This is a genomic window from Pseudomonas sp., assembly GCF_030698175.1.
GTDB lineage: Bacteria > Pseudomonadota > Gammaproteobacteria > Pseudomonadales > Pseudomonadaceae > Aquipseudomonas.
On the sequence record NZ_JAUYNT010000029.1, the window covers coordinates 225,218 to 251,632 of the forward strand.

At 60.8% G+C, this 26,415-nt stretch carries 24 protein-coding genes; 1 reads left to right on the forward strand and 23 read right to left on the reverse strand.

Features of this window, described 5'->3' with window-relative positions; genetic code table 11:
- Positions 1-88 precede the first annotated feature (88 nt).
- The 11 genes from pheS to Q8R10_RS16405 form a co-directional block, all read right to left on the reverse strand.
- Positions 89-1,105 (reverse strand): phenylalanine--tRNA ligase subunit alpha, encoded by a 1,017-nt coding sequence (gene pheS, locus Q8R10_RS16355; protein ID WP_305654909.1) that lies wholly within the window; start codon positions 1,103-1,105, stop codon positions 89-91.
- Positions 1,106-1,200: 95 nt separating this feature from the next.
- Positions 1,201-1,557: a 50S ribosomal protein L20 gene (rplT, locus tag Q8R10_RS16360; protein WP_305654910.1), complete on the reverse strand. Its 357-nt coding sequence runs from the start codon at positions 1,555-1,557 to the stop codon at positions 1,201-1,203.
- Positions 1,558-1,586: 29 nt separating this feature from the next.
- Positions 1,587-1,781 carry a 50S ribosomal protein L35 gene (gene rpmI / locus Q8R10_RS16365; RefSeq protein ID WP_305654911.1) on the reverse strand — a complete coding sequence of 65 codons (195 nt, stop codon included), beginning with the start codon at positions 1,779-1,781 and terminating at the stop codon, positions 1,587-1,589.
- Positions 1,782-1,841: 60 nt separating this feature from the next.
- Complete coding sequence (gene infC, locus Q8R10_RS16370; RefSeq protein ID WP_305655143.1) at positions 1,842-2,393, reverse strand: translation initiation factor IF-3; 552 nt, start codon at positions 2,391-2,393, stop codon at positions 1,842-1,844.
- Positions 2,393-4,315: a threonine--tRNA ligase gene (thrS, locus tag Q8R10_RS16375; protein WP_305654912.1), complete on the reverse strand. Its 1,923-nt coding sequence runs from the start codon at positions 4,313-4,315 to the stop codon at positions 2,393-2,395. Before thrS ends, infC begins: the two co-directional genes overlap by 1 nt.
- A 653-nt stretch (positions 4,316-4,968) precedes the next feature.
- A complete protein-coding gene (gene mhpT, locus Q8R10_RS16380) occupies positions 4,969-6,201 on the reverse strand; it encodes a 3-(3-hydroxy-phenyl)propionate transporter MhpT (protein WP_305654913.1) in 1,233 nt (410 codons plus the stop codon).
- 11 nt (positions 6,202-6,212) lie between these two features.
- Positions 6,213-7,547, reverse strand: a complete 1,335-nt coding sequence (locus Q8R10_RS16385; RefSeq protein WP_305654914.1) for a thiolase family protein — start codon at positions 7,545-7,547, stop codon at positions 6,213-6,215.
- Positions 7,544-9,424: a feruloyl-CoA synthase gene (locus Q8R10_RS16390; protein ID WP_305654915.1), complete on the reverse strand. Its 1,881-nt coding sequence runs from the start codon at positions 9,422-9,424 to the stop codon at positions 7,544-7,546. The genes Q8R10_RS16385 and Q8R10_RS16390 overlap by 4 nt, the downstream gene beginning before the upstream one ends.
- 138 nt (positions 9,425-9,562) lie before the next feature.
- Positions 9,563-11,011: an aldehyde dehydrogenase gene (locus Q8R10_RS16395; RefSeq protein WP_305654916.1), complete on the reverse strand. Its 1,449-nt coding sequence runs from the start codon at positions 11,009-11,011 to the stop codon at positions 9,563-9,565.
- Between the two features lie 70 nt (positions 11,012-11,081).
- Entirely contained in the window at positions 11,082-11,912 is an 831-nt protein-coding gene (locus Q8R10_RS16400; protein WP_305654917.1) for a p-hydroxycinnamoyl CoA hydratase/lyase, read from the reverse strand.
- Between the two features lie 354 nt (positions 11,913-12,266).
- Positions 12,267-13,367 (reverse strand): polyamine ABC transporter substrate-binding protein, encoded by a 1,101-nt coding sequence (locus Q8R10_RS16405; protein WP_305654918.1) that lies wholly within the window; start codon positions 13,365-13,367, stop codon positions 12,267-12,269.
- 165 nt (positions 13,368-13,532) lie between these two features.
- On the opposite strand from Q8R10_RS16405, the gene Q8R10_RS16410 reads away from it, so the two are divergent.
- Positions 13,533-13,997: a MarR family winged helix-turn-helix transcriptional regulator gene (locus Q8R10_RS16410; RefSeq protein WP_305654919.1), complete on the forward strand. Its 465-nt coding sequence runs from the start codon at positions 13,533-13,535 to the stop codon at positions 13,995-13,997.
- A gap of 30 nt (positions 13,998-14,027) precedes the next feature.
- On the opposite strand, the gene pcaC is transcribed toward Q8R10_RS16410, so the two are convergent.
- From pcaC to pcaQ, 12 genes are all read right to left on the reverse strand, one after another.
- Complete coding sequence (gene pcaC / locus Q8R10_RS16415; protein WP_305654920.1) at positions 14,028-14,420, reverse strand: 4-carboxymuconolactone decarboxylase; 393 nt, start codon at positions 14,418-14,420, stop codon at positions 14,028-14,030.
- Between the two features lie 15 nt (positions 14,421-14,435).
- Positions 14,436-15,239, reverse strand: coding sequence for a 3-oxoadipate enol-lactonase (gene pcaD / locus Q8R10_RS16420; protein ID WP_305654921.1), 804 nt, complete (start codon positions 15,237-15,239; stop codon positions 14,436-14,438).
- 9 nt (positions 15,240-15,248) lie between these two features.
- Positions 15,249-16,610 (reverse strand): 3-carboxy-cis,cis-muconate cycloisomerase, encoded by a 1,362-nt coding sequence (locus Q8R10_RS16425; RefSeq protein WP_305654922.1) that lies wholly within the window; start codon positions 16,608-16,610, stop codon positions 15,249-15,251.
- Positions 16,611-16,762: 152 nt separating this feature from the next.
- Positions 16,763-17,968, reverse strand: coding sequence for a 3-oxoadipyl-CoA thiolase (gene pcaF / locus Q8R10_RS16430; RefSeq protein ID WP_305654923.1), 1,206 nt, complete (start codon positions 17,966-17,968; stop codon positions 16,763-16,765).
- Complete coding sequence (locus Q8R10_RS16435) at positions 17,965-18,747, reverse strand: CoA-transferase subunit beta (RefSeq protein ID WP_305654924.1); 783 nt, start codon at positions 18,745-18,747, stop codon at positions 17,965-17,967. Before Q8R10_RS16435 ends, pcaF begins: the two co-directional genes overlap by 4 nt.
- Positions 18,744-19,610, reverse strand: coding sequence for a CoA transferase subunit A (locus Q8R10_RS16440; RefSeq protein ID WP_305654925.1), 867 nt, complete (start codon positions 19,608-19,610; stop codon positions 18,744-18,746). Before Q8R10_RS16440 ends, Q8R10_RS16435 begins: the two co-directional genes overlap by 4 nt.
- Before the next feature lie 346 nt (positions 19,611-19,956).
- Entirely contained in the window at positions 19,957-21,306 is a 1,350-nt protein-coding gene (locus tag Q8R10_RS16445) for an MFS transporter (RefSeq protein WP_305654926.1), read from the reverse strand.
- A 319-nt stretch (positions 21,307-21,625) separates the two neighbouring features.
- On the reverse strand, positions 21,626-22,465 hold the full coding sequence (locus Q8R10_RS16450) for an IclR family transcriptional regulator C-terminal domain-containing protein (protein WP_305654927.1): 840 nt from the start codon (positions 22,463-22,465) through the stop codon (positions 21,626-21,628).
- A 59-nt stretch (positions 22,466-22,524) separates the two neighbouring features.
- The gene (locus Q8R10_RS16455) at positions 22,525-23,616 is read right to left on the reverse strand and encodes an extracellular solute-binding protein (protein WP_305654928.1); all 1,092 of its coding nucleotides are present in this window, start codon (positions 23,614-23,616) and stop codon (positions 22,525-22,527) included.
- A gap of 236 nt (positions 23,617-23,852) precedes the next feature.
- Positions 23,853-24,458: a protocatechuate 3,4-dioxygenase subunit alpha gene (gene pcaG / locus Q8R10_RS16460; RefSeq protein WP_305654929.1), complete on the reverse strand. Its 606-nt coding sequence runs from the start codon at positions 24,456-24,458 to the stop codon at positions 23,853-23,855.
- A gap of 12 nt (positions 24,459-24,470) precedes the next feature.
- Positions 24,471-25,190, reverse strand: coding sequence for a protocatechuate 3,4-dioxygenase subunit beta (gene pcaH, locus Q8R10_RS16465; protein WP_305654930.1), 720 nt, complete (start codon positions 25,188-25,190; stop codon positions 24,471-24,473).
- Between the two features lie 267 nt (positions 25,191-25,457).
- A complete protein-coding gene (gene pcaQ / locus Q8R10_RS16470; protein WP_305654931.1) occupies positions 25,458-26,387 on the reverse strand; it encodes a pca operon transcription factor PcaQ in 930 nt (309 codons plus the stop codon).
- Positions 26,388-26,415: the final 28 nt, after the last annotated feature.

The window sequence follows — 26,415 nt, forward strand, 5'->3', positions numbered from 1 at the left end:
CCACCGGGTCGCAGCGCTTGGTCATATCTGATTAAACACAGCCACTCGATGAGTGGGCGCAGCAAGCTGTTCGACTAGCCTCGCTCACCTACCGAAATTGCGCGAGGAAACGCAGGTCGTTATCGAAGAACAGACGCAAATCATTAACCCCGTAACGCAGCATGGCCAGGCGCTCGACGCCCATACCAAAGGCGAAGCCTTGGTACTTCTCTGGATCAATGCCGGACATCTTCAGCACGCTCGGGTGCACCATGCCGCAACCCATCACCTCCAGCCAGCCGGTTTGTTTGCAAACACGGCAGCCTTTACCGCTGCAGATCACGCACTGCATGTCGACTTCAGCCGAGGGCTCGGTAAACGGGAAGAAGGATGGGCGGAAACGCACACCCAGATCCTTCTCGAAGAACACCCGCAGGAACTCCTCGATGGTGCCCTTGAGGTCGGCAAAGCTGATGTTTTCATCAATCAGCAGCCCCTCAACCTGATGGAACATCGGCGAGTGGGTGATATCCGAATCGCAACGGTAAACACGGCCCGGACAAACGATGCGGATCGGTGGTTGCTGGCCTTCCATGGTGCGCACCTGTACCGGCGAGGTGTGGGTGCGCAGCAGCATGTTGGCATTGAAATAGAAGGTGTCATGCATCGCCCGCGCCGGGTGGTGGCCAGGGATGTTGAGGGCTTCAAAATTATGGTAATCGTCTTCGACCTCAGGGCCTTCGGCGATTTCGTAGCCAATATGGGTGAAAAACTGTTCGACACGCTCTAGCGTGCGAGTCACCGGATGCAGGCCGCCCGTGGTCTGACCGCGACCCGACAAGGTGACATCAATGCATTCAGCCGCGAGCTTAGTCGCCAGCTCGGCTTGTTCAAGCAGGTTCTTGCGGGTGTTGAGCGCCTCTTGCACACGCTCTTTGGCCGCATTAATCAGTGCGCCGACTTTCGGCCGCTCATCTGCCGGCAGATCGCCCAAGGTTTTCATCACCTGGGTCAACTCGCCTTTTTTACCAAGATAGAGAACACGCAACTGCTCAAGAGCGTTTACGTCTTCAGCGCCTTGCACGGCCTCAAGCGCCTGCGCAACCAGCGCATCTAGATTTTCCATTTACAAACTCCAGATACAAAATAGGGGAAGAGCACAAAGGCTCTTCCCCTATCGGTGACGTTTAACACCGGGCGAACCCGGTGATTGTCAAAGACTTAGGCCAGTGTGGCTTTAGCTTTTTCGACAATCGCAGCAAACGCCGCTTTTTCGTTCACTGCCAGATCAGCCAGTACTTTGCGATCGATCTCGATTGTTGCCTTTTTCAAGCCAGCAATGAAACGGCTGTAAGACAGACCGTTTACACGAGCGCCAGCGTTGATACGGGCGATCCACAGAGCACGGAACTGACGCTTCTTCTGGCGACGGTCACGGTAGGCATATTGGCCTGCCTTGATCACTGCCTGTTTGGCAACACGGAACACGCGTGAGCGTGCACCATAGTAGCCTTTAGCGAGTTTCAGAATTTTTTTGTGACGGCGACGAGCGACGACACCACGCTTAACACGAGCCATGAGTAACTACCTCTAAATCTTGACCGAAATTAACGAACACGCATCATGCGATCGACTTTGCGAACGTCTGATGGATGGACCATTACGCTTCCACGCAATTGGCGCTTACGCTTTGTAGACATTTTGGTCAGGATGTGGCTTTTGAAAGCGTGCTTATGCTTGAAGCCATTAGCCGTTTTCAAGAAGCGCTTCGCAGCGCCACTTTTGGTTTTCATCTTTGGCATGTTCGGATACTCCGCATTCAGTTGATAAACATAACCGCAAGGCCTGCCGTGCCCTTTTGGTCACTTCTTCTTTTTGGGGGCGATGACCATGATCAGTTGGCGTCCTTCCATCTTAGGATGCTGTTCAACGGCGCCGTATTCGAGCAGGTCAGTCTCAACCCGCTTTAACAACTCCATTCCCAGCTCCTGGTGGGCCATCTCTCGACCGCGGAATCTTAGCGATACCTTGGCCTTATCCCCATCACTAAGGAAACGTACCAGGTTGCGTAGTTTTACCTGGTAATCCCCTTCTTCCGTCCCTGGACGAAACTTGATTTCTTTAATCTGAATCTGCTTCTGATTCTTTTTCGCTGCGGCTACTTGCTTCTTCTTTTCGAAGATCGACTTGCCGTAGTCCATAAGCTTGCAAACAGGTGGCTCTGCATCGGCGGAGATTTCCACCAGATCAAGCTTGGCCTCTTCGGCCTTCAGAAGCGCGTCTTCAATCGACACAATTCCAAGCTGCTCGCCTTCAGCACCAATTAAGCGAACTTCGCGTGCCGAGATATTCTCGTTGATCGGGGCCTTCGGGGCAGCTCGTTTATCCTGTCTCATTTCACGCTTAATAGTTATTACTCCGAATCTTGGCGACCACGCCGGGAAACCGCCTGCGCAAGGAATTCAGCGAATTGGGCGACGGGCATGCTGCCCAGGTCTACTCCCTCTCGCGTACGCACGGCGATGGTTTGCATCTCAACCTCCCGATCTCCAATAACTAAAAGATAGGGAACCTTGAGCAAAGTATGCTCGCGGATTTTAAAGCCTATTTTTTCGTTTCTCAAGTCAGACTTGGCACGAAATCCATTTTGATTGAGGGTTTTCTCAACTTCGAGGGCAAATTCGGCCTGTTTATCAGTGATATTCAGAATCACCGCCTGGGTCGGCGCCAGCCAAGCCGGGAACGCACCTTCGTAGTGCTCGATCAAAATTCCGATGAAACGCTCGAACGAACCGAGAATTGCCCGGTGCAGCATGACTGGAGTTTGCCGGCCGTTATCTTCTGCTACATAGGTAGCATCCAAGCGTTGCGGCATATTCGGATCGTACTGCAGCGTCCCGCACTGCCAGGCACGCCCTAGGCAGTCATGCAGCGTAAACTCGATCTTCGGGCCGTAGAATGCGCCTTCGCCCGGCAAATACTCCCATGGCAAACCTGCCGCATCTAAAGCACCAGCCAAAGCAGCCTCGGCACGATCCCAGAAGGCGTCATCCCCCACGCGCTTATCTGGTCGAGTGGACAGCTTAATCCTGACATCACTGAAGCCAAAGTCAGCATAGACCTGCAGGGTCAAATTAATGAAGTCTGCGGCCTCCTTACTAACCTGCCCCTCAGTGCAGAAAATATGCGCATCGTCCTGAGTGAAACCGCGCACCCGCATGATGCCGTGCAGCGCACCAGAGGGCTCATTGCGGTGACAGGAACCGAACTCTGCAAGGCGCAGCGGCAGGTCGCGATAGCTCTTCAGACCCTGATTGAATATCTGCACATGGCACGGACAATTCATCGGCTTGATCGCGTACTCGCGACTCTCCGACTGAGTGGTGAACATATTCTCGGCATAGTTACCCCAATGCCCAGACTTCTCCCACAGAATACGGTCGACCACCTGAGGCGTACGAACTTCAAGGTAGCCGTTCTCGCGCTGAACTTGGCGCATGTACTGCTCAAGCACCTGATACAGGGTCCAGCCATTGGGGTGCCAAAACACCATGCCCGGCGCTTCTTCCTGGGTGTGGAACAGGCCCAGGCGCTTACCAATCTTGCGATGGTCGCGCTTCTCGGCTTCTTCGATGCGCAAGACATAAGCGGCCAATTGCTTCTTGTCAGCCCAGGCGGTGCCATACACGCGCTGCAACTGTTCGTTTTTAGCGTCGCCACGCCAGTAGGCGCCAGACAACTTGGTCAGCTTGAATGCTTTCAGGAAACGCGTGTTCGGCACGTGCGGGCCGCGGCACATGTCGACGTATTCTTCATGGTGGTACATGCCCATGGCTTGCTCATTGGGCATGTCTTCGATCAGGCGCAGCTTGTATTCCTCGCCACGGGCCTGAAACAGCTCGATTACCTGATTACGCGGCGTGACTTTTTTGATCACGTCGTATTCGAGGTCGATCAGCTGCTGCATGCGCTGTTCGATGGCAGCCACGTCTTCCATAGTGAAGGGGCGATCGGAGGCGATGTCGTAATAAAAGCCATCATCAATCACCGGGCCAATCACCATCTTGGCGGTCGGATACAGCTGCTTTACCGCATGACCGATCAAGTGCGCGCAGGAGTGACGAATGATCTCCAGGCCTTCTTGATCCTTAGGGGTAATGATTTGCAGCGTGGCGTCGCTGTCGATCAGGTCGCACGCATCCACCAACTGACCATTAACCTTGCCGGCCAAGGTGGCCTTAGCCAGGCCTGCGCCAATCGACTGAGCGACTGCAAGCACCGAAACTGGATGATCAAACGAACGCTGACTGCCGTCTGGCAGAGTGATGATAGGCATGGCGCCTCCTCTCCTAGTGGTGACCCGTACCAGAGGTCACATGGGTTGGGATGAGCCAGTATCTGTTATGGCGATTAATCTGCCGAACAATGGCAGCAGCGCTAAGGCTAACCGTACCGAAACAGAGTCACTGGAGGTAGTAAAACGAGAACTCTTCAATAAAGCCGCAATACTACTTGGCGGCCAATAAAAAAAGGGCGCTCTAAAGCGACCCTTTTTAAAACTTGCTAAGCATGGCTGGACTCGAATCAGTCACTCCCAGCATGTCAAGACAACTGCAAATAGCACCTAAATCATTGAAATATAAGGTAAAACAGTGCTTTCTGGTGTTTCACGAAGGCGCCACTGTAGCATAAAAGAATCAACAACTTAGCGTTGTATTTTCATACGGTACTTTGCCACCGCCCCCTCCTAACCAAACTGCATCGACCGGTTGAATCCAAAGCCAGAAGCAAACATTCGTATTTATCGACGAAACCAGAAGCGATTCAGTCAGCCACTTTTCAGCGGATGAGCGCTCAGGACCACCCATTAAAAAATCCGCGTAAGCGCTTCAGTTACTGCATCCATGAAGGCAGCAACTGAAGCGCTTACGCGGAAAAGACACTCTCATCCAGGAGCCAGAAAAGAACGAGAGTGGGTAAACACCCTGCTTAGGCTTTTGGCAGATCAGCGAGCCCGATTTCAGCGCCGTTGCGGTTGATGAGCCCGGCGGCAGTCACTGCCGCGAGCACCACTACGGGGGACGCCGCGAGCAACAAGCCACCGACACCCGTACCCGCAGCCAGCAATTGCCCCGCGACCAGAGGTCCAGTCATTGAGCCGAGGCGCCCCACGGCGACAGCAACTCCCACCCCAGTGGCGCGAATATCAGCCGGATACATGCGCGGCGCTAAAGCGTAGAGAATCAACTGCCCTCCTACCGCACAGGCTCCAGCCAACAGTCCCGCCAGCAATAGCCACTGCAACTGATCAGCCGTTCCTAGCGCCGCCAGCGAAACAAGCATCCCGAGATAGGCTAAAGCAACCGCCATAAAAGACTTCTGTCGGTCCATCAGGAACCCCGCCAGTAGCGTTCCAGCAGCCCCACCGACGTTAAACAGCACCTGGATTGTCGCAACGTCAAGCCGGCTCATCCCCCGTTCCAGCAGCAACGTAGGCAGCCAATTCAACAGCATGTACAAAGTGGTAAGGGTCAAAAAACAGCTGGCCCAGAGCAGCAGAGTGCCCCTCCCACGCCCCTGACTGAACAACGAGCTCGCCATCGCACGCAATGGCATCGACAAGCCGGCACCCGAGCGCCCTTGATAGGCGCGCGACTCCGGCAACCAGAGAGTGAGCAATAACGCGATCAGCAGCGGGGCAATGCCGCCAACGTAGAACACCAGACGCCAGTCACCGGATACCGAAAGCATGCCGAGCAACCCAGCCAGCGCGCCGCCCAGCGGCACCCCGCAATAGGTAAGGCTGACTGCCGTGCTGCGCAGATGCTCATCCACTGTCTCGGAAGAGAGGGCGATCAGAATCGGTAATGCGGCGCCCAAGCCAAGGCCAGTCACCAGTCTGGCCGCCAGCAAGCCTTCATAAGTCGAGCTGTGCGCCGTCAGTAGCGAGAACAGCCCGAACAGAATAACCGCTGCAATCAGCACCGACTTGCGGCCGTACCGATCTGCCAGCCCGCCACCCAGCACTGCGCCCGGCAACAGGCCGATCAGGCCGGCACTGAATAACCAGCCGAGAGACGCCGGCGACAGACCAAACTCGCTCGCCATATAGGGCGCCGCAATACCAGTGGCCTGCAGGTCCAGGCCTTCAAGCAGGGCGACAAAGAAGCAGAGCCCGATGGTGCGCAGCGAATGGCGCGGATAAACGGTTGAACTGGACATATGAACCTCGATTATTGTTTTTGTAGTCGACAAGCAACACGCAAAGGTAGCCACGCCGGTGGCATCCAGACTCTAGATGCCTCTCGCTCTCCATTTTGGCTTTCCGGCCTGAAGCCTGGATTCTCAATCAGCACCGCCATACCCTGCCCGCCGCCGATGCAAGCCGCCGCCACGCCGTAGCGCAAATTGCCCTGGCGCAACTGACGCGCCAGACTCATACACAAGCGCAAGCCAGTGGCTGCCAGTGGGTGACCCAAAGCGATCGAGCCGCCGTAGCAATTGAGTCGGGCGCTATCGATCTGCAACTCCTGCTGCACGGCCAACACCTGCGCGCCTTGGGCTTCGTTGATCTCGAACAGGTCGACCTGATCCAGGCTCAGCTCACTACGAGCCAGCAACAGACGGATAGCCTCGACCGGACCAATCCCCATCACCTCGGGAGCCACGCCCACGGCGGTGACGGCCAACAGCCGCGCCAGGACCGGACCACTGGCGGTCGACTCGCGGCCAACCAGCGCCGCCGCCGCGCCATCGACCACCGCGCAGCTGTTGCCGGCGGTCTGCACGCCACCGGCATGCACCGCACGCAAACGCGCCAAGGCTGCAAGACTGGTGGAGCGTGGATGGCTGTCCTGCTCGACCCGTTCAACACCGCGGGGCAGCTCGATAGCGCGATCCTGATAGCCGGGCAATGCAAAGCGTTCATTACCAACGGCAACCAACTCCTCGGCATACCAACCTTGCTGCTGGGCCGCCAAGGCGCGCTCGAAACTGGCCAGGGCGAAGGCATCTACCTGGGTACGTTGAATGCCATAACGGCTGGCCAGATTCTCCGCGGTGGCGATCATGTCGATACCCGGCGCCGGATCAAACAAGGCTTCCCAGAGGAAGTCCTTGAACTGCACCGGCGCGCCCAGGCGAAAACCGCCGCGATGGGTATAGGCGGCGATGGGGTTGCGCGACATCGATTCGGCAGCCACGCACAAAACCCGCTCGGCGCCGTTGGCGACCTCCATCCCAGCCTGGCGCAGCAACTCGAAGCCGGTGCCGCAGATCCGTTGCACCGCCAGGGCCGGTACCGCCTGCGGCACACCGCTGTACAGACCGATATGCCGCGGCAGCATGTAGGCGTCGAAGCTGGCCTGGGCCATCGAGCCGGCCAGCACGCAGTCCACCACTGCAGAGTCGACGCCCGCCCGCATCAGTACTGCGCGACCAACCTTGATCCCCAGGTCGATGGGCGACACCTGCGCCAGCGCGCCGCCACAATCGACCCAGGGCGTGCGCACCGCGGCGAGAATCGCCGTGTCGACGAAGGCCGAATACAGCCCCTGCGGCCGACTCATGGCACTGCATCGTAGCGAATGATCTGAGGCTCCCAGCCACGGTACAGCGCCTCCACCAGGGCCGCGCGCCCCTGCAACACCGCGCGCTGGTTGATGGTGCCCTTGTCGGTGATCTCGCCCCGATTGATCGACGGCGGCTCCTGCAACAAAGCGATCCACTCCAGGCGGTTGGCATTGCCGGTAGCCTGGCGATTCAGCCGCTGCAGCCACTCGACAAACCAGCCACGCACCGCGGCGCTGGCCAACACCTGGGCAGCGCTTGCGGTCGCCGCCAATCCAGCCAGCGCCCGGCACTCGGCCAGACGCGGGAATACCAGCAACCCCAGGCACTCCCGATCCGGCCCGGCCACCACCACATCCTGCACATAGGGCGTACCGTCCAGCACTGCGCGGTTGCGCAGCGGGCCAACACTGACGAACACCCCGGACGACAGCTTGAAGTCCTCGGCCATGCGTCCGTCGAACATCAAGCCCAGCTCTGGTTGCTGTACATCGGCAAACTTCAGCGCATCGCCGGAACGGTAGAAGCCCTCCTCATCGAAGGCCTCGACCGTCTGCTGCGGCGAACGCCAGTAGCCGGCCATGATATGCGGGCCGCGAAAGCGTGCTTCGAGCTTGCCATCGAGCGGCACCAGCTTGATCTCGCACCCCGGCGCCGGCAGGCCGACGTAGCCGGCCACCGACAGCGGGCCGGTGGTAAAGGTGCAGGACGGCGAGGCCTCGGTCATACCCAGGCCGGCCATCATGCGGATGCGTTCGCCGCAGTGCTGTTCAGCCAGCCGGTCGAGGCGGTCCCAGACGCTCTGCGACAGGCCCGCCGCGGCGAAGAAGCACAGCTTGATCCGCGCGAAAAACACCCCGCGCAACTCGGCGTCGCGCTCCAGCGCGCCTGCCAGCTCCTCCCAGCCCTTGGGCACCGTGAGGTAGGCCGTGGGCGAAACCTCCTTGAGGTTGCGCAGCGTCTCGAGCATGCCCTGGGGCGTGGGTTTGCCGCCATCGATATACAGGCTGCCGCCGTTGTACAGCACGATGCCGACGTTATGACTGCCGCCGAAGGTGTGGTTCCACGGCAACCAGTCCACCAGCACCGGCGGCTCGACGGCGAACTCGGGAAAGGTCTGCAGCAGCATCTGCTGGTTCGCGCAGAGCATCCGTTGGGTGGTCGGCACGGCCTTGGGCAGCTTGGTCGAGCCGGAGGTAAAGAGGAACTTGGCGATACTGTCCGGCCCAGTCGCAGCAAAGGCGCTATCGGCCTCGGCACCGCCAGCCGCTTGCAGCAACTGGGCGAAGGCGACACTGTGCCGGCCGGGCAGCTCGCCGCGGGTGAACAACAGCGGCATCTCGACCGGTGCCAGGGTTTCGATGGCACGTTGAAACGGCGCGGCATCGGCGGCAAAAATCAGCCCTGGCTGCAGCAGGTCGAAGATATGCCGCAGCTTGACCAGGTCCTGCGACAGCAGCGAGTAGGCCGGCGACACCGGGCAATAGGGAATGCCGGCGTACATGGCGGCGAACGCCAGTTGCAGATGCTCTAGATCGTTGCCCGAGAGAATCACCAGCGGCCGCTCGGCGGACAGGCCGTAAGCCAGCAGCGCCTGGGCAATAGCGCGCACGTTCGCCAGCATCTGGGCATAACTGATGCGTTGCCAACTGCCATCGGCACCGCGTTCGGCAACCAGGGTCGCCTCTGGCTTGAGGGCCGCCCAGTGCAGCAGACGGTCCAGTAGACGCACAGGTATCGGCGCCAGTGATTCACGGGGGCGCATATAGATCGCCCCGTCACTGCCTGATGTGATCAGCACGCCAGGACTGCCGATGGCGACCTGGCGATAGCCAACCTTGCCCGACCCTAGCTGCGCTTCAGCTTCAACATTCACTGCGCCTTTCCTCTCTTTCAGCGCCAATACCGATACCCCGAGCGGGGCGCAGGTGTTGGACGCACAACCTATTCTTGTTATTTCGCGCGCGGAGCTGTCGACCGGCGCCATGCCGGCCCACCACTCAGGCCGGATCAATCAAATGGGGTAGTGACGCGGGCCGTTCTGCAGCGTGACCCAACGCAACTGGGTGAAATGCTCGATCGAGGCACGGCTGCCGAAGCTGCCGTAACCACTGGACTTGACCCCGCCGAAAGGCATCTGCGCCTCGTCGTGCACGGTCGGCCCATTGATATGGCAGATGCCAGATTCCACCCGCTGGGCCAGGGCCAAGGCACGCGACACATCGCGGCTGAAAATCGCCGCCGACAGGCCGAATTCCGAGTCATTGGCCAGGCGCAGCAGCTCCTCGTCACCCTCGCCGCGCAGCACCACCGCCACCGGGCCGAAGGATTCCTCACGGTACAAACGCATCTGTTCGGTCACCTGATCAAGCAGTACCGGTTGCATGATGCTGCCATCCAGATCACCACCCGCCACCAGGCACGCGCCCTTGGCCACGGCATCATCCACCAGCGTCTGAATGCGCTGGCCGGCCGCCGCATCGATCAGCGACCCCAGTAGCGCATCGCTATCCTGCGGATTACCGGCGCGCAGCTTGGCGACCCGGCTAGCCAACTTCTGCACAAAAGCATCGGCCACCTTGGCATCCACGATCAGCCGCTCGGTGGACATGCAGATTTGCCCCTGATTGAAGTAAGCGCCGAACACGGCGGCATCGACCGCCGCATCCAGATCGGCATCATCCAGCACCAGCAGCGGCGCCTTGCCGCCCAGCTCCAGCAAGGCCGGTTTCAGATGGCGCGCGGCCAGCTCGGCGACGATCCGCCCGACATGGGTGGAGCCGGTGAAGTTGACCCGCCGCACCGCCGGGTTGGCGATCAGCCGGGCAACTATGGCCGCTGCATCTTCTGGCGCATTGCTGATCACATTGACCACCCCATCACCCAGGCCGGCTTCGTGCAGCACCTGGCCGATCAAGCGATGCGTGAAGGGGCTCAGTTCCGAGGCCTTGAGCACCACGGTATTGCCGCAAGCCAATGGCATGGCCAGCGCCCGCACACCGAGAATCACCGGCGCGTTCCACGGTGCAATGCCCAGCACCACGCCGCACGGCTGGCGCAGGCCCATGGCGAAACTGCCGGGCACGTTGGAGGGAATCACCTCGCCGAGAATCTGCGTGGTCATCGACGCTGCCTCGCGCAGCATGCCGGCGGCCAGCTGCACATTAAAACCATACCAGTTGGCCGCCGCGCCGGTTTCACTGGCGGCACCGATAAACTCAGCCGAGCGGGCATCCATCAACTCCGCCGCCTTGAGCAGGCGCAAACGCCGCTCGCCAGGTGCCAGCGCCGCCCACGCGGGAAATGCCGCTTGGGCCGCCGCTACTGCAGCATCGGCATCTTCCAGGGTGGCGGCGGCTACCCGCGACACCAGCTCGCCGGTGAACGGACTGCGCCGCTCGAAAGTACGACCATCGGCAGCCGGGCAAGCCTGACCGGCGATCAGCAGGGGCACGTCAAACATGGAACACCTCGCATAAAAAGGTAGAGGGCGAGGCCCGCAGGCCACGCCCTGAGGCCCCCGGAGCAAGCTCTCAGCGCTTGTAGGCCTGCAGGCCCGGCTTAATGCTCTTGTCGTCGAGGAACTGCTTCATCCCCTGCTCGCGCCCGCCTTCGGTGTCGAGCAGGCGCGACTGGTCGAGCTTGGCGTACAGGTAGTCTTCGTTCTGCTCCCAGGTCAGCTCGCGGCAGCGCTTGAAGCCGATCTTCGCGGCGCGCAGCACCACCGGGTTTTTCTCCAGCAGGTTGTTGGCCAGCTCGATGGTGGTTTCGCGCAGCTGAGCCAGCGGTACGCTTTCGTTGACCAGGCCCATCTCGGCGGCTTTCTGCCCGCCGAAGGTCTTGCCGGTCATGATGTAGTACAGCGACTGGCGATGCCCGACGGTATCGGCCATGGCCTTGCTGACCAGGTTGCCCGGCGGAATACCCCAGTTGATCTCGGACAGGCCAAAGGTCGCCTCGTCCGCGCAGATCGCCAGATCGCAGGCCACCAGCGGGCTGAAACCACCACCGAAGCACCAGCCATTGACCATGGCGATGGTCGGCTTGGTGTACATGCGCAGCAGCTTCCACTGCCACTGCGAAGCCTCACGACGGATCTTCTCCTGGAGGATTTCCGGGCCGGCGTCGATTTCGCGAAAGTACTCCTTGAGGTCCATCCCGGCGGTCCAGGATTCTCCGGCGCCGGTCAGCACCAGCACCCGGGCGTCAGCGTCCTGCTCGAGCACTTCCAGCACCTCGATCATCTCGCGGTTGAGGGTCGGGCTCATCGCATTGCGCTTTTCCGGACGATTGAGGATCACCCAGGCGATCCCAGCCTCCACTTCGACCTTCACGGTTTGCCAGCGGTTTTCGTAATTGCTCATGCCACACCCTTTGCTTGTCTGTTTGGTTGACGCAAAGTTATGCCGAGATATTAGTTATGTCAATTAACTAGATTGATATTTTTCAAGATAAAACCCAACGCTATCAGTGAGCATCTAAAGTCGCTAAAAAGGATGATTTAACGGGGAAAACGCAGCATTAACCGCTGATAAATGACCTTTACCCGGCAATAACAAGCAGACACCCAGGCTTTCAGCGAGCGCAGAGGCGCCTACCACTTATCTAAAAAATATGAATTTGATTAACACTGGCAACACTAATCACCCGCTAGGCCATAGCAGCGCACCCGCCCCGCTTCGCTCAGCGAGCCAACGCAGAGTGTTCACCAACCCCCTCTATTTGCCAGCGCGAATGGCGTTCCAGGTGCGCGTGCGCAGGCGCTCAATCGGCAGTGGCAAGGCCTGCAGCGGATAGAGCCGTGCGCGCTGGTCATCCGGGACATACATGGCGGGATTGCCGCGGATGCTCTCCTCCACCAGCGCTGTCGCGGCCTTGTTGGCGTTCGGATAACCGAGCGCATTGCTGATTTTGGCGATCACATCGGGACGCAGGATGTAGTTGATAAAGGCATGCGCCTCATCGATATGCGTGGTGCCCTTGGGGATCACCATCACATCGACCCACAGAGGCACGCCTTCTTTGGGCAGGATCATCTCGATCTGCACGCCTCTGCCTGCCGCCTTGGCAAGTTTGCTTGCCTGCGCGACGCCGCCCGACCAGCCGACCACGACACAGATATCGCCGTTGGCCAGATCCATACCATAGCGCGAGGAGTTGAAATAGCTGATATAGGGCCGAATTCCAAGCATCAGCTGCCTGGCCCTCTGGTAGTCACCGGGGTCCAGCGAGTGCGCTGGCAGCCCCAGATAACGCAGGGCGATAGGCAGGATTTCACTCGCCGAGTCGATAAATCCCACCCCGCAGCCGGACAACTTGGCGATATTGTCCGGCCGGAAGATCAGCTCCCAACTGTCCAGCTGGGCATCCGCACCGAGGGCCTTGCGCACCTTGTCGAGGTTGTAGCCGATCAACGTGGTGCCCCACATGTAGGGCACCGCGTACTGATTACCCGGGTCGCTGCTGGCCAGCTCCTGCATAAACCGGCCATCCAGATACTGCCAGTTGCTCAGCTTGCGGCGATCCAGCGGCTCGAAAGCCCCGAGCTGGATAAACCTGGCAATCCCCGAACTACTGGGAAACACCACGTCATACCCCGAGTTCCCCGCCAGCAGCTTGGCCTCGAGCATTTCGACACTGTCGAACACATCGTAAACCGGCTGAATACCGGTCTCGGCCTGGAAGTCCTGGAGGATCTCCGTGGGCAGGTACTCGATCCAGTTATAGATGCGCACCGTTTTGCCCTCGGCAGCTGGCAAGGACAGGCTGAGCAGTGTGCTGCCCAATAGCACCGCCAGCCTGTTGATAGTCCGACTCATAAATAAGCTCCAAGGGCGCTGGCGCTGGCAGGAGTGACAGTGATTTCAGCGCAACAACACTTGCCCGGACAGGCCGTTCAGCAAACCAACCGGCTTAAATCTACCCTCTCGCGGCAATAATAGTTACCATGGTTAATCAAAAAACTGCCAACAGGTCCGATCCGCATGTCTCGTAAAGCCAATACCGCGTCAGAAAGCGAAGTCGCCAGCGTACTCGACAGCTCACTGCACAACCTGGTTGGCTATGTACTGCGCCGTGCCCAGATGAAGCTCTTCCAGCATCTGGCCACCCGACTGGAAGCCCATGACATACGCCCGGCGCATTTCACCGCCTTGACCATCATCGAGCAATCGCCGGGGCTGATGCAGGCAGAGCTGGCCCGCGCGCTGGCGATTGAGCCGCCGCAAGCCGTGCTGATGATCAACAAACTGGAAGAACGCGGCCTGGCCATGCGGGTACGCAGCAATCCGGACAAACGCTCCTACGGCCTGTTCCTCAGCAAGGCCGGCGAAGTGCTGCTCAAGCAACTGAAGGACGTGGTGCAGCAAAGCGACCTGGAGTCCACCAGCGCACTGAGCGCCGCAGAGCGCGAGCAATTGCTGTTGCTGCTCGGCAAGCTTTACCGCTGAGCACAGCTGTCGGTCGCAGCTGCCTCAGAGCTAGCCAAGGGATTCCACGCCCATCTCGTCCCACACCTCTTCCGCCAGATGGAAGCTGGCGTTGGCCGCCGGGATGCCGCAATAGATAGCGCTCTGCATCAGCACTTCCTTGATCTCGTCGCGGGTCACGCCGTTGTTCTTGGCGGCCTTGAGGTGCAGTTTCAGCTCAGCCTCGCGATTCATCCCAATCAGCATGGCGATGGTGATCAAGCTGCGGGTATGCCGCGGCAAGCCGGGCCGGGTCCAGATATCGCCCCAGGCATGGCGGGTGATCATTTCCTGGAACTCGCCGTTGAACGGCGTTAGCTTGTCCAGGCTGCGATCCACATGGGCATCACCGAGCACCGCGCGGCGCACTTGCATGCCGGCTTCGTAACGTTGTTTCTCGTCCATCGTGGGTGCTCCGTTTCAGGCTTGCAGAAAGGCCAGCACAGGCCGATTGAAGGCCTCACTGGCCTCGACGTTAGACAGATGCGCGGCGTGCAACTCAAGCAGTTCGGCGCCCTCGATGCGTTCACGCATAAAGCCCCCATCGGCCAGCGTGGTCACCCCATCCTGGCTGCCGCAGACCAGCAATACCGGTAGCTTGATTGCGGCGAGCTGCTCACGGAAATCGGCATCGCGCACCGCCGCGCAATTGGCGGCATAGCCTTGCGGCGAGGTGGCGGCGAGCATGCCAAGCACAGGTTCAACCTTGGCCGGTTCGGCCACCGCAAACGCCGGGGTAAACCAGCGCGCGATTGACGCATCACGCAGGGCCAGCATCGCCGCCGGACCATCGCGCAGCACCGTTTCAATGCGCTGATTCCAGCCATCCGAGTTGCCGATTTTTGCCGCGGTGTTGCACAGCACCACCCGCTGCAAACGCTGCGGGGCATTGATCGCCAGCCACTGACCGACCAAGCCGCCCATCGACAGACCGCAGAAACACACCTGGGCAATCGCCAGCGCATCCAGCAGCGCCAGCACATCGCGGCCGTTCTGCTCGATGCTGTAAAAACCCTCGGTCACCAGTGACTGACCATGACCGCGGGTGTCGTAACGCAATACCCGAAAGTGTTGGGTGAAGGCGGCAATCTGCCCATCCCACATATGCAAGTCGGTGCCCAGAGAGTTGGACAGCAGCAGCACCGGCGCAGCATCAGGGCCTTCGAGCAGCTGCTCATCTATCAAATAGTGCAGTTCGCCATCGGCGAGTTGTACGGCGGGCATGGACAGTTCCTAACGCGAAAAAGACTGATGGTCAGCCACGGCACGTTCGACCCACAAACGGGCCTGACCGAGGTAGTGGGCCGGATCGAGCAGACGGTCCAGCTCCACCGAGGAAAGTTCGGCGCTGACTGGCGGCGTTTCGCTCAATACCTGGCGCAGATGCACGCCCTGCTCCACCGCATGGCGACAACATTGTTCGAGCAGATGGTGAGCGGCATCGCGACCGATACGCTGGGCCAGGGCAATGCTCACCGCCTCGGCCAGCACCAGGCCCTGGGTCAGCTCAAGATTGCTGCGCATGCGCGCGGCGTCCACCTCCAGTCCCGGCACCAGCAGCAGCGCCTGCTGCAGCGCCCCGGAAACCAGGCAGCACAGCTGCGGCAGGGTTTCCCACTCGGCATGCCAGAGACCGAGGCTGCGCTCATGCTCCTGCGGCATGGCGCTGAACATGGTCGACACCAGCCCCGGAGCGCGGGTGGCGGCACCGATCAGCACCGCGGCGCTGACCGGGTTGCGTTTGTGCGGCATGGTCGAGGAACCACCCCTGCCCGGCGCGGCCGGTTCGAACAGCTCGGCGGTCTCGGTCTGCATCAACAGGCTGATATCACGCCCGAGCTTGCCCAGGCTGCCGGCCAGCATCCCCAGCAGGCTGGCGAACTCCACCAGCCGATCACGCTGGGTGTGCCAGGGCTGCTCCGGTAGCGTCAGGCCAAGTTCGGCGGCCAACGCCTCGGCCACCGCAAAACCTTGCTCGCCCAGAGCGGCCAGGCTGCCGGAAGCGCCACCAAACTGCAGCGACAGCAGCCGTGGTTTGAGCTCAGCCAAGCGCTGCCGATGACGGGTGACGGCGCCCAGCAGGCCGGCGAGTTTCATCCCTAAGGTTACCGGGGTGGCGTGCTGCAACCAGGTGCGCCCGGCCAGCGGCGTATCCGCGTAGCGCAGGGCCTGCACAGCCAGCGCGCCGGCCAACTGGGCCAGATCGCTTTCCAGCAGGCCGATGGCGGCGCGCAATTGCAACACCAGGCCGGTATCCATGGCGTCCTGACTGGTGGCGCCCAGGTGGACGAAACGCTCGGCCAGCGCATCGCTGGCGGCGATCCGCTGGCCGAGCGCCTTGACCAGCGGAATCGCCGAATTACCGGCCGTGACTATGGCCTCGGCCAGCGCAGCGAAGTCATACAGCTCGGCCTGGCAAGCCGCAGCAATCGGCGCCACGGCCGCTGCCGGGATCAGCCCCAGCCGCGCCTCGGCACGGGCCAGCGCCGCCTCGAAATCGAGCATACCCTGCACCCGCCCGTGGTCGCAGAAAATCCCGCGCATGGCAGGCGCCGTGAAATAGGCATCAAAGAGTTGGTTGCTCGGGCTGTTCAAGCCGGTGCTCCAGAAAGCGGAAAGAAGATGGGTTTTATAACAGTCAATCAGCCATGGTCGGTACATGAATTACCACCGTAGGATGGGTTAGCCAAAGGCGTAACCCATCGCAGCAGCATGGGTATCGCTGCGCTCAACCCATCCTACAAAGCTCAAACGCGTTCGAACGCCAATGCCAGCCCTTGGCCAACACCGACGCACAGGGTCGCCAGACCGAGCCTGCCGCCGGTCTTTTCCAGTTGATGCAAGGCGGTCTGAATCAAGCGCGCACCACTGGCGCCCAGCGGATGACCGAGGGCGATGGCGCCGCCGTTGGGATTGACCTTGTCGCTGTCGTCGGCCAAGCCCAGCTCGCGGATCACGGCCAGGCCCTGGGCGGCGAAGGCTTCGTTCAGTTCGATCACATCGAAATCATCGATAGTCAGCTGCAGGCGCGTGAGCAGCTTACGCACCGCCGGCACCGGGCCGATGCCCATTACCCGTGGCGCCACGCCGGCGCTGGCCATGCCAAGCACTTTCGCCCGCGCAGTCAAGCCGTGCTGCTTGACCGCCTCGCGTGATGCCAGGATTAGTGCCACCGCGCCGTCGTTGATCCCGGAAGCGTTGCCGGCGGTGACGGTCTGGTTCGCACCGTTGACCGGCTTGAGCCTGGCCAGGGTTTCCAGTGTGGTATCCGGGCGCAGGTGCTCGTCTTGCTCGATCAGGGTGTCGCCCCTCTTGCCGGGGATGCGCACCGGGACAATCTCTGCGGCGAAGAATCCTTGCACCTGGGCGCGGCCAGCACGTTGTTGGCTGCGCAGGGCGAAGGCGTCCTGATCGGCACGGCTGATCTGGTAGTCGTTGGCCACGTTGTCGGCGGTCTGCGGCATGGCATCCACGCCATACTCGGCCTGCATCAGCGGGTTGATAAAACGCCAGCCGATGGTGGTGTCTTCAATCTTCTGGCTGCGGCCGAAGGCGCTATCGGCCTTGCCCATTACATAGGGCGCGCGACTCATGGACTCGACGCCGCCGGCAATCGCCAGCTCCATCTCGCCGCTGGCGATGGCGCGAAAGGCGCTGCCCACCGCTTCCATCCCCGAAGCACACAGCCGGTTCACCGTCACACCCGGCACGCTCGAAGGCAGGCCGGCCAGCAGCAACGCCATGCGCGCCACATTGCGATTGTCTTCGCCGGCCTGGTTGGCGCAGCCGAGAAAGACCTCATCGAGCTGACTCCAGTCAACGGACGGATTGCGTTCAAGCAGCGCCTTGATCGGCAGCGCCGCCAAGTCGTCAGCCCGCACGCCAGCCAGGCCACCGCCAAAGCGGCCAATCGGCGTGCGAATGGCGTCGCAGATAAACACTTCGCGGCTCATTCCTCACCGCCCAGCTGGCCGTGGGCCGCTGCAGTACGGGCTTCCAGCGCACGCAGCGCGCTCAGCTCGACGTCGCTGGGCACTTCGCTGACCGCCACCACTTCGGCGAAACGAATCGGCCAGCCGGTAGCTGCGATCACCTGCTTGCGGGTCACGCCCGGGTGCAATGCGGTGACGACAAACTCGTTAGTTCCGGCCTCCGGCTCCATGATGCACAGGTCGGTGATGATCCCCAGCGGCCCGGCGCCCGGCAGACCCAGGCGTTTGCGGTGATCGCCGCCCTCGCCAAAACCGACCGAGGTAATAAACGCCAACTTGTCGACAAAGGTGCGGTGCGACTGCTTGAGAATGATCAGCACCTGCTTGGCCGAGCCGGCAATTTCCGGCGCGCCGCCGGCACCCGGCAGACGGACTTTCGGCTGGTGGTAATCGCCGATCACCGTGGTGTTGATATTGCCGTATTTGTCGACCTGGGCGGCGCCGAGGAAGCCCATGTCGATGCGCCCGCCTTGCAGCCAGTAGCGGAAAATTTCACCGGTGGGCACCACGCTGTCGGCGGTTTCGGCCAGCTCGCCATCACCGATGGACAGCGGCAGCACGCTAGGCTTGGCGCCAATCGGACCGGATTCGTAGATCAACACCACATCCGGCGAGGAGGTCAGGCGTGCCAGGTTAGCGGCCTTGGATGGCAGGCCGATGCCGACAAAGCACACTGCGCCATTTTTCAGCCGGCGGGCGGCGGCCACGGTCATCATTTCATGGGTGCTGTAGGTGCTCATTGCTTGGCCTCCGCGAGTTTGGCTTGGCCAAGTTTTTGCCGAAAAGCCGCGAAATCGGCGGTGCCACGAATATATTCATCAATCCAGGCAGTGAAGGTTTCGCGACCACGGGCAATCGGGTCCCAGGCTTGATAGAACTGGTTGTCGCGCTCGTAGTAACCCTGGGCGTAGGACGGGTGCGCACCGCCTGGCACCAGGCAGACCGCCGTCAGCGCCCAGGTCGGCAGCACGCAGGCGTTCATCGGCGCATTGAGGTCGTCGACTATCTCTTCGACTGTGACGATGCAGCGCTTGGCCGCCAGGGCCGCTTCCTTCTGCACGCCGAGGATGCCCCAGAGCAGCACGTTGCCCTTGCGGTCGGCCTTCTGCGCATGGATCACGGTCACGTCCGGGCGCACCGCCGGCACCGCCGCCAGCACCTCGCCGGTAAAGGGGCAGGTCACGCTTTTGATCAATGGATTGACCTTGGGCAAATCGGAACCGGCATAGGCGCGCAGCACTGCGAACGGCAAACCCGAGGCGCCAGCGATGTAAGAGTTGGCCAAGTCCGCATGACTGCGCTCTTCGATTTCCAACGCATGCGGCCAGTTTTTTTCCACCGCGTCACGCAGCCGATGCAGCGAGCCGACGCCCGGATTCCCCCCCCAGGAGAACACCAGTTTCTTCGCGCAACCGGCGCCGATCAGCAGGTCGTAGACCAGATCGGGAGTCATCCGGGTCAAGGTCAGATCCTGGCGCCCCTGACGGATGATTTCGTGGGCGGCAGCCGTCGGGATCAGGTGGGTGAAGCCTTCGAGGGCGATGCTGTCGCCGTCGTGAACGAAGCGTTGCACCGCTTCGCGCAGGGAAAGAAGTTCGGCCATGGGGGTTCTCTTGTGATTGCGTGGCGCAGGCCACCAGTGAGAAGCAAGGTACTGCCAGGTCCGCAGGCAAACAATTCGATAATCGACTATCTGTTCGATTATCGAACGACGTTTGTAGGATGGGTGGAGCGCAGCGATACCCATCAATGCGGCGCGATGGGTATCGTCGCGCAGCTCCTCCACTCATCCTACGGAGACCTACGAGGCATCCGCATGGCCAACCAAAGTCAATGAGCATTACTCGTTTCACTCGCCCTCCGGGCCGCGCTAAAGCGCGTTAGCGGCAAGCCGCTTTCCGGACTGCTGATTCAACGCCGTATGGCCGACGCGCAGCAGACCGACAGGCTCAGCTCGCATCGGCATGACTAACCAAACCCTTGATCACCACCGCCACGCTGGCGATCAGCGCCGGCAGCACCAGCGCGGTCAGTACCTGCTCGAAGCTCCAGCCCAGGCCGAGCAGAGTCGCGCCGAGCCAGGCACCGAGGATGGCGCCGAAGCGGCCGATGCCGAGCATCCACGACACCCCGGTGGCGCGCCCCTGGGTCGGGTAGAAGCGCGCCGCCAGCGACGGCATCGCCGACTGCGCGCCGTTGATGCACATGCCGGCCAGCAGCACCAGAGTGGCCAGTTGGGTCACCGCCCCCAGGCTCTGGCCGACGCAGTAGGCAAACACCCCAGCCAGCAGGTAGAAACAGCCGATTACCTTGTGCGGGTTGTAGTGGTCCATCGCCCAACCGACGCCCACCGCGCTGAGCACCCCGCCGAACTGAAACAGCGCACCGATAAAGGCGGCCTGTTCCATGCTCGCGCCGCTGTCGCGCATCAGGGTCGGCAGCCAGCTGGTCAGCAGGTAGACGATCACCAACCCCATAAAATAGGTCAGCCACAGCAACAGGGTGCCGGCGCTGTAGCTGCCGGAGAACACCAGCTTGAGCACGTTGCGGCTCTGCACGGTATTTTGCTCGGGCACGCTGAAGTCACGGGCCAGGGCCACTGCGGCCGGCGCTATCGGCGCCAGCACGCGGCGCACTTGATCGGCGCCGCGATTGCGTACCACTAAAAAGCGCGCCGACTCCGGCAGACGCAGCGCCAATACGCCAGCCAACGCCAGCGGCAGCACGCCACCGAGCAGCAGCAGGCTCTGCCAGCCGTAGGCCGGAATCAGTTTGGCGGAGACAAAACCACCACAGGCCATGCCCAGGTTGAAACCGCAGAACATACTGGTCACCAACAGCGACTTGAGCCGCTCCGGGGTGTACTCGGACAGCAGCGTGGTGGCATTGGGCATCGCCGCCCCCAGGCCGATGCCGGTGAGAAAGCGCAGCACCAGCAGTTGCTCGACGTTACCGCTGTAGGCGGACAGCAGGCTGAACAGGCCGAACAGGAAGACCGCCCCCACCAGCACCCACTTGCGGCCGAAACGATCGGCCAGTGGCCCGGAACCCAGGGCGCCGAAGACCATGCCGATCAGCGCGGCGCTCATCACCGGGCCGAGGCTGGCGCGCTCGACGCCCCAGTCCTGGGTCAGCGCCGGGGCGATAAAGCCCATGGCAGCGGTGTCCAGGCCATCGAGAAAGACAATCAGGAAACACAGCAACACGATGCGCCATTGGTAGCGCGACAGGGGTTGAGCATTGATAAAGGACTGGACGTCCAGGGTGTCGATGGCGGACAGCTTGGCAGAGCAGGTCATAGCGGGATTCCTGTGGTTGTTGCTTCACATCGGCGCAGCCCGAAGGCTGGCCAACGGAACAGGAAAGAGCAGCAGGCAGGACCAAAGCGCTTCTGCAACCAGGTGCGGGCCCATGGCAGTCGGCGTGTGGCCGTGACGGTCTCTTATTGTTCTTATGGCTGGCCGTTAGCTGCACGGTCTGAAGAGACAGTACGGAGCGAACGCCGAGGCTTCAATTCGATAATCGCTTAAGCGGGCGTTTATCGAACATTTCTTGCGGAAGAACCTCGAACCCTCGCCCGGCAAATTCCATGAGCCGCAGTCGAGACCGGCCAAGCACTCAGTGAAACAGCCGGGTGCTCAGCTCTTTGCTGGCTTCCAGCAACACCGGCAGAAAGCGCGTCTCCAGCTCCCGCTGCGACACCCGGCCGACGTGAGTGCCGACATTCAGCGCGGCCAGCACTTGACCGGCAGAGTCCTTCAAAGGCACGGCCACCGAACGCAGGCCCATTTCCAGTTCCTGGTCGATGATCACCCAGCCCTGCTGGCGAATCGTCTCGATGCTGGCGCGCAAAGCCTCTGGGGTATGCAGGGTACGACTGGTTTTGACCTGCAGCTCGGCGCCGCTCAGGTAGTCCTCCAGCGCCTGGTCATCGAGCCCGGCCAGGAGGATGCGGCCCATCGATGTGCAGTAGGCCGGTAATCGACTGCCGACACTCAAATCGACCGAAATCAGCCGCTGCGGGGTGGCCGAGCGGGCGATATAGAGAATCTCGTCGCCTTCCAGGGTGGCCATCGAACAGGCCTCGTGCAGTTGTTCGCTGAGGCGGTCGAGGATTGGCTGGGCGGTGACCGCCAGCGGCGTCGACGACAGGTAGGCATGGCCGAGGGTCAGCACTTTGGGCAGCAGTGAATAGGTGCGACCATCGGTGGTGGCGTAGCCCAGCTTGATCAGGGTGTGCAGGCAGCGGCGTACGGCGGCGCGGGGAATCTCGGTGCGGTGGCTGATCTGGGCGATGGTCAGCTGGCGCTTGCGCTCCTGGAACGCATGAATCACCGCCAAACCACGGGCCAGTGAGCTCATGAAATTAGGATCGCCGGTCAGCGCCTCGATGCGCTTGGCTGGCGAGGCAATTATCGGTGGCGCCAGGGTCGACAGGGGCAGACGCGTATCGCTCATACAGTTTCCTCAACCAACAGCCGCAACTCATTCAACAGGACGGTAGCGACTGAGCACACTCAAGGTGCAGCGCCAGCAGATGCCTCAGCTGGCGCTTGCGCGTTGATAAATTCGGCCCAGACAACCTGACTAACATCGGCGTGTTTCTGCGGCATATTTTCCAAGAGGGTGAGCCGGCGCTTGGTTTGATTATCCGGATAAAGTCCGGGTTGTTCGCGCAAGCTTTCGTCGACAAACTCCTTGGCTTGCAGAGTGCCACTGCCGTACAGGGTTTCTGTGGTGATCTGCGCGGCTATTTCCGGACGCAGCAGATAGTTGATAAAGCGCATGGCAAGATCCGGACGTTTAGCACTCGCTGGAATGACCAAACTATCGATAAAAAAAGTCGCGCCTTCATCCGGGATAACAAAGCGTACATCCTGCCCCGCCGCCGCTGCGGCCAACGCATCGCCGACCCAAGACATGGCGACACACAGCTTGCCATCGCGTAGATCATTAATATAACGCGTGCTGCTGACGTATCTGAGGTTGGGGCGCAACTCCATCAGCAGTTTGCCGGCTTTTTTTATTCGGCTGGTTGAGCTGCGCATTAAGTCTCGACCTTGATAACGCAGCAAGGTGGTCAGGCCTTCGTTGGCCCCCTCCTGCCAGCTGACACCACAACTGGCCAGACGACGACTTTGCTCAGGATCGAACAACAGACTCCAGCTATTGGGCAGCGGCCCACCAAAGGCCGCTTCAGCCAGAGGCGTATTGATCGCCAAACCGGTAGCCCCCCACAGGTAAGGCACCGCATAGCGATTGCCAGGGTCAAGGGCCTTCAAGGCACCCAGCAGATGAGGGGCTAAATACTTGCGATTAGGCAGTTGATTGAAATCCAAAGCCTGAATGCTGCCGCTTTTGATCAGCCGCGGCAGGTCGTTGTGGGTCTGCACGGAAATATCCATCGCCGCACCGCTGCTCAATGCACCCTCAATCTCTTTGGGCGAGGTATAGGTGTGGTAATCCACCCGAATACCCGTCTCGGCCTCGAAGCTCTTCAGCACTGGTAGGGCAATGTAACCTTCCCAGTTGTAGACCGTAATAACCTCTTCAGCGCAGGCCAAGAGTGGCGTCAGCAGCAGTACCAGCAAGCTATATAAACGAAACATTCACTACCCCTGTTTTTAAGGGCATGTACCCTTCCCCGGTTAAGCGCTGGAACACCGGCCGTAGGATGGCGTGGAGCGTAGCGATACCCATCAGGGATTTCTGCGTAGTCGCTTATTTGATGGGTATCGCAAGCTCAACCCATCCTACGACGAGCCCCACAGCTGCAACAGTTAACGGGTACATAGCCATTTTTAAAATTGTATTTTTGGGTCGTGCCGGCTGCCTGGGCGTGCCGTCAAAAATCAAAAAACACCGTCTCACCCTCCCCCTGAATGCGGATATCGAAGCGATAGGCCGGCTCGCCATCCACAGTGCAACGCTGGGCCAGCAGGGTCTCGCGGCGCTGCGGCTGCTCGATCAGATTGAGCACCGGGTCGCGGGCATTGGCCTCGGCCTCGTCGGCAAAGTACAGGCGAGTCTGCAGATGAATATTGATCCCACGGGCGAACAGCGAAATGTTGATATGCGGCGCCATCGGCACCCCGGCAGCATTGTTGACCACACCCGGCTTGATGGTGGTGAGCGCCCACTCGCCAGCATCGAAGGTGGTGGCGGTACGGCCGAAGCTGTTGAACGGCTTTTCCAGGTTGAAGGACTTGTCATAGCGGCCCTCATGGTCCGCCTGCCAGGCCTCCAGAAAGGCATCGCGCACCAGATGGCCATTGCCGTCGTAGACATGGCCAATCAAGGTGATGTGCTCACCCGGCGCATCGGGCTTGGCCATCTGACTCCAGACTTCCTGCTCGCGACTCGGATTGCCGGCGGCAGCCAGGGCCAGACCGATATGCACATAGGGACCGGCGGTTTGTGATGGGGTTTCTTTCAGCAATTCAATAGGCATGATTTACCCCTCTCAGACGTTTTCAAAATGCGTGCTGCGTTGCCCACGCAACACGATGTCGAAGCGATAGGCCAGGCAATCCATGGGATTGGCCGCGCTCATGTCGAGCCTGGCGATCAGCCGCTGCACCGCGTCAGGGTTAGCAATCGAGCGGACTATCGGGCACATCGGGATCAATGGATCACCTTCGAAATACAGCTGAGTGATCAGCCGGGCGGCAATCGACGGGCCGCTGATAGACACATGGATATGCGCCGGCCGCCAATCATTCGGGCCGTTGCGCCAAGGGTACGGGCCCGGCTTGATGGTGCGAAAACTGTAGTAACCGTCACGGTCGGTCAGCACCCGACCGACACCGCCGAAGTTGGGGTCCAGCGGCGCTAGGTAGCGGTCGTTCTTGTGCCGGTAGCGGCCACCAGCGTTGGCCTGCCAGATTTCCACCAGGGTGTGCGGGATCGGCTTGCCGTACTGATCGCAGACCCGTCCGGCGAGGATGATTCGCTCTCCTATTGGCAGACCGCCGTTGTTGAAGTTGAGCAGTAAGTCGTTGTCGTGCTGCCCCATCTGCAGATGGGAAAAGTCCGGGCCGCTGGTTTCCGAGATCGACTGCGGGATGCTCACCAGCGCCTGACGCGGCGAGCGCGCAATCGAGGTCTTGTAGTCGGGTGTAAAGGGCTTTGGATGCCAGTTACGGTCGCGAATGGCGAAGCGACTCTGCGGCGCATCGGACATGGCGGGGTTCCTCTTATTTGGAGTGATAAAGCTGCATCAGCAGCAAGCTGAGCGGCAGTCTCCAATGTCAGGGCACTGAGTAAAACTGAAAATAAATGTCTCACGCATAACCATACGGTTATGGAAAACCATGTGCCCGTAAGCACTGGACACCGCCCGTAGGATGGCGTGGAGCGCAGCGATACCCATCAGCGATTTACGCGTCGTCGCTTAGCTTGATGGGTATCGCAAGCTCAACCCATCCTACGAAAAGCGCTGTCGCTGCCACTATGGAAAGGCACCCTCGCGGTAGGCCTGTCCCAGTTCTCGCAGTACCTCGACACACCAGTGCCCGGCCAGCGACAACGGCAGGCTCGGGTTGCTGCAGATACCCACCGAGCCCCCTGGCTCGCGGATCCCCAAGTCGAGTTCGACCAGCTCGCCGCGGCGCAAATCCAGCTGCACCGCATCGAAGGGCGCGATCCACAACGCCTCGCTGGTCTGCACATAGCGCCGACTCAGGGCCAGCGACAAGGTCTCCAGACGCTGGCGCGGCTGGCGGATGCCGCATTGCACGAACAGCGCATCGGCATACTTGCGGATGGTGGTGCCAGCCAATGGCAACACCAGCGGATAGTCCTGCAACTGTTCACGCAGCAGCGGTGCCGACAGCAGCGGGTGCCCGGCGCGCGCCACCAGGGTCATCGACTCGCTGTACAGGTGCTCGAAGGTCAGGCCCTGAATCTGCGGACTGTCGGTCATCCGCCCGACCACCAGGTCCAGCTCGCCGACATGCAACTGAGACAGCAGATAGGCGCTGGGTCCGGTGATCACACTAGCCACCAGTGCCGGATGGCGCTCGTGCAGGCGGCGCACCACCTCGGGAATCAGCAGACTCTCCACGGTCGAGAGCACCCCCAGGCGCAAGGTGCCCGAGGCATATTGCGCCTCACGCAGGCTGTTCACCCCATCGCGCAGCGCCTGCACGCAAGGGCCGGCGTAACGCATAAACGCCACCCCGGCTTCGGTCAAGCTGACGCCGGTTTTGCTGCGCGCGAACAGGCTGGCGGTGAGCAACTCTTCCAGCTCCTTGAGGGTTTTCGAGATCGCCGGCTGGCTCACCGCCAGCTTGCTGGCCGCCCGCGCCAAAGTGCCTTGGCGCGCCACTTCGAGAAAGCACACAAGATGACGAAACTTGATCCGGGTATCGATATTCACGGTGGCTCTGCGCGTTAAAGGGAACGTC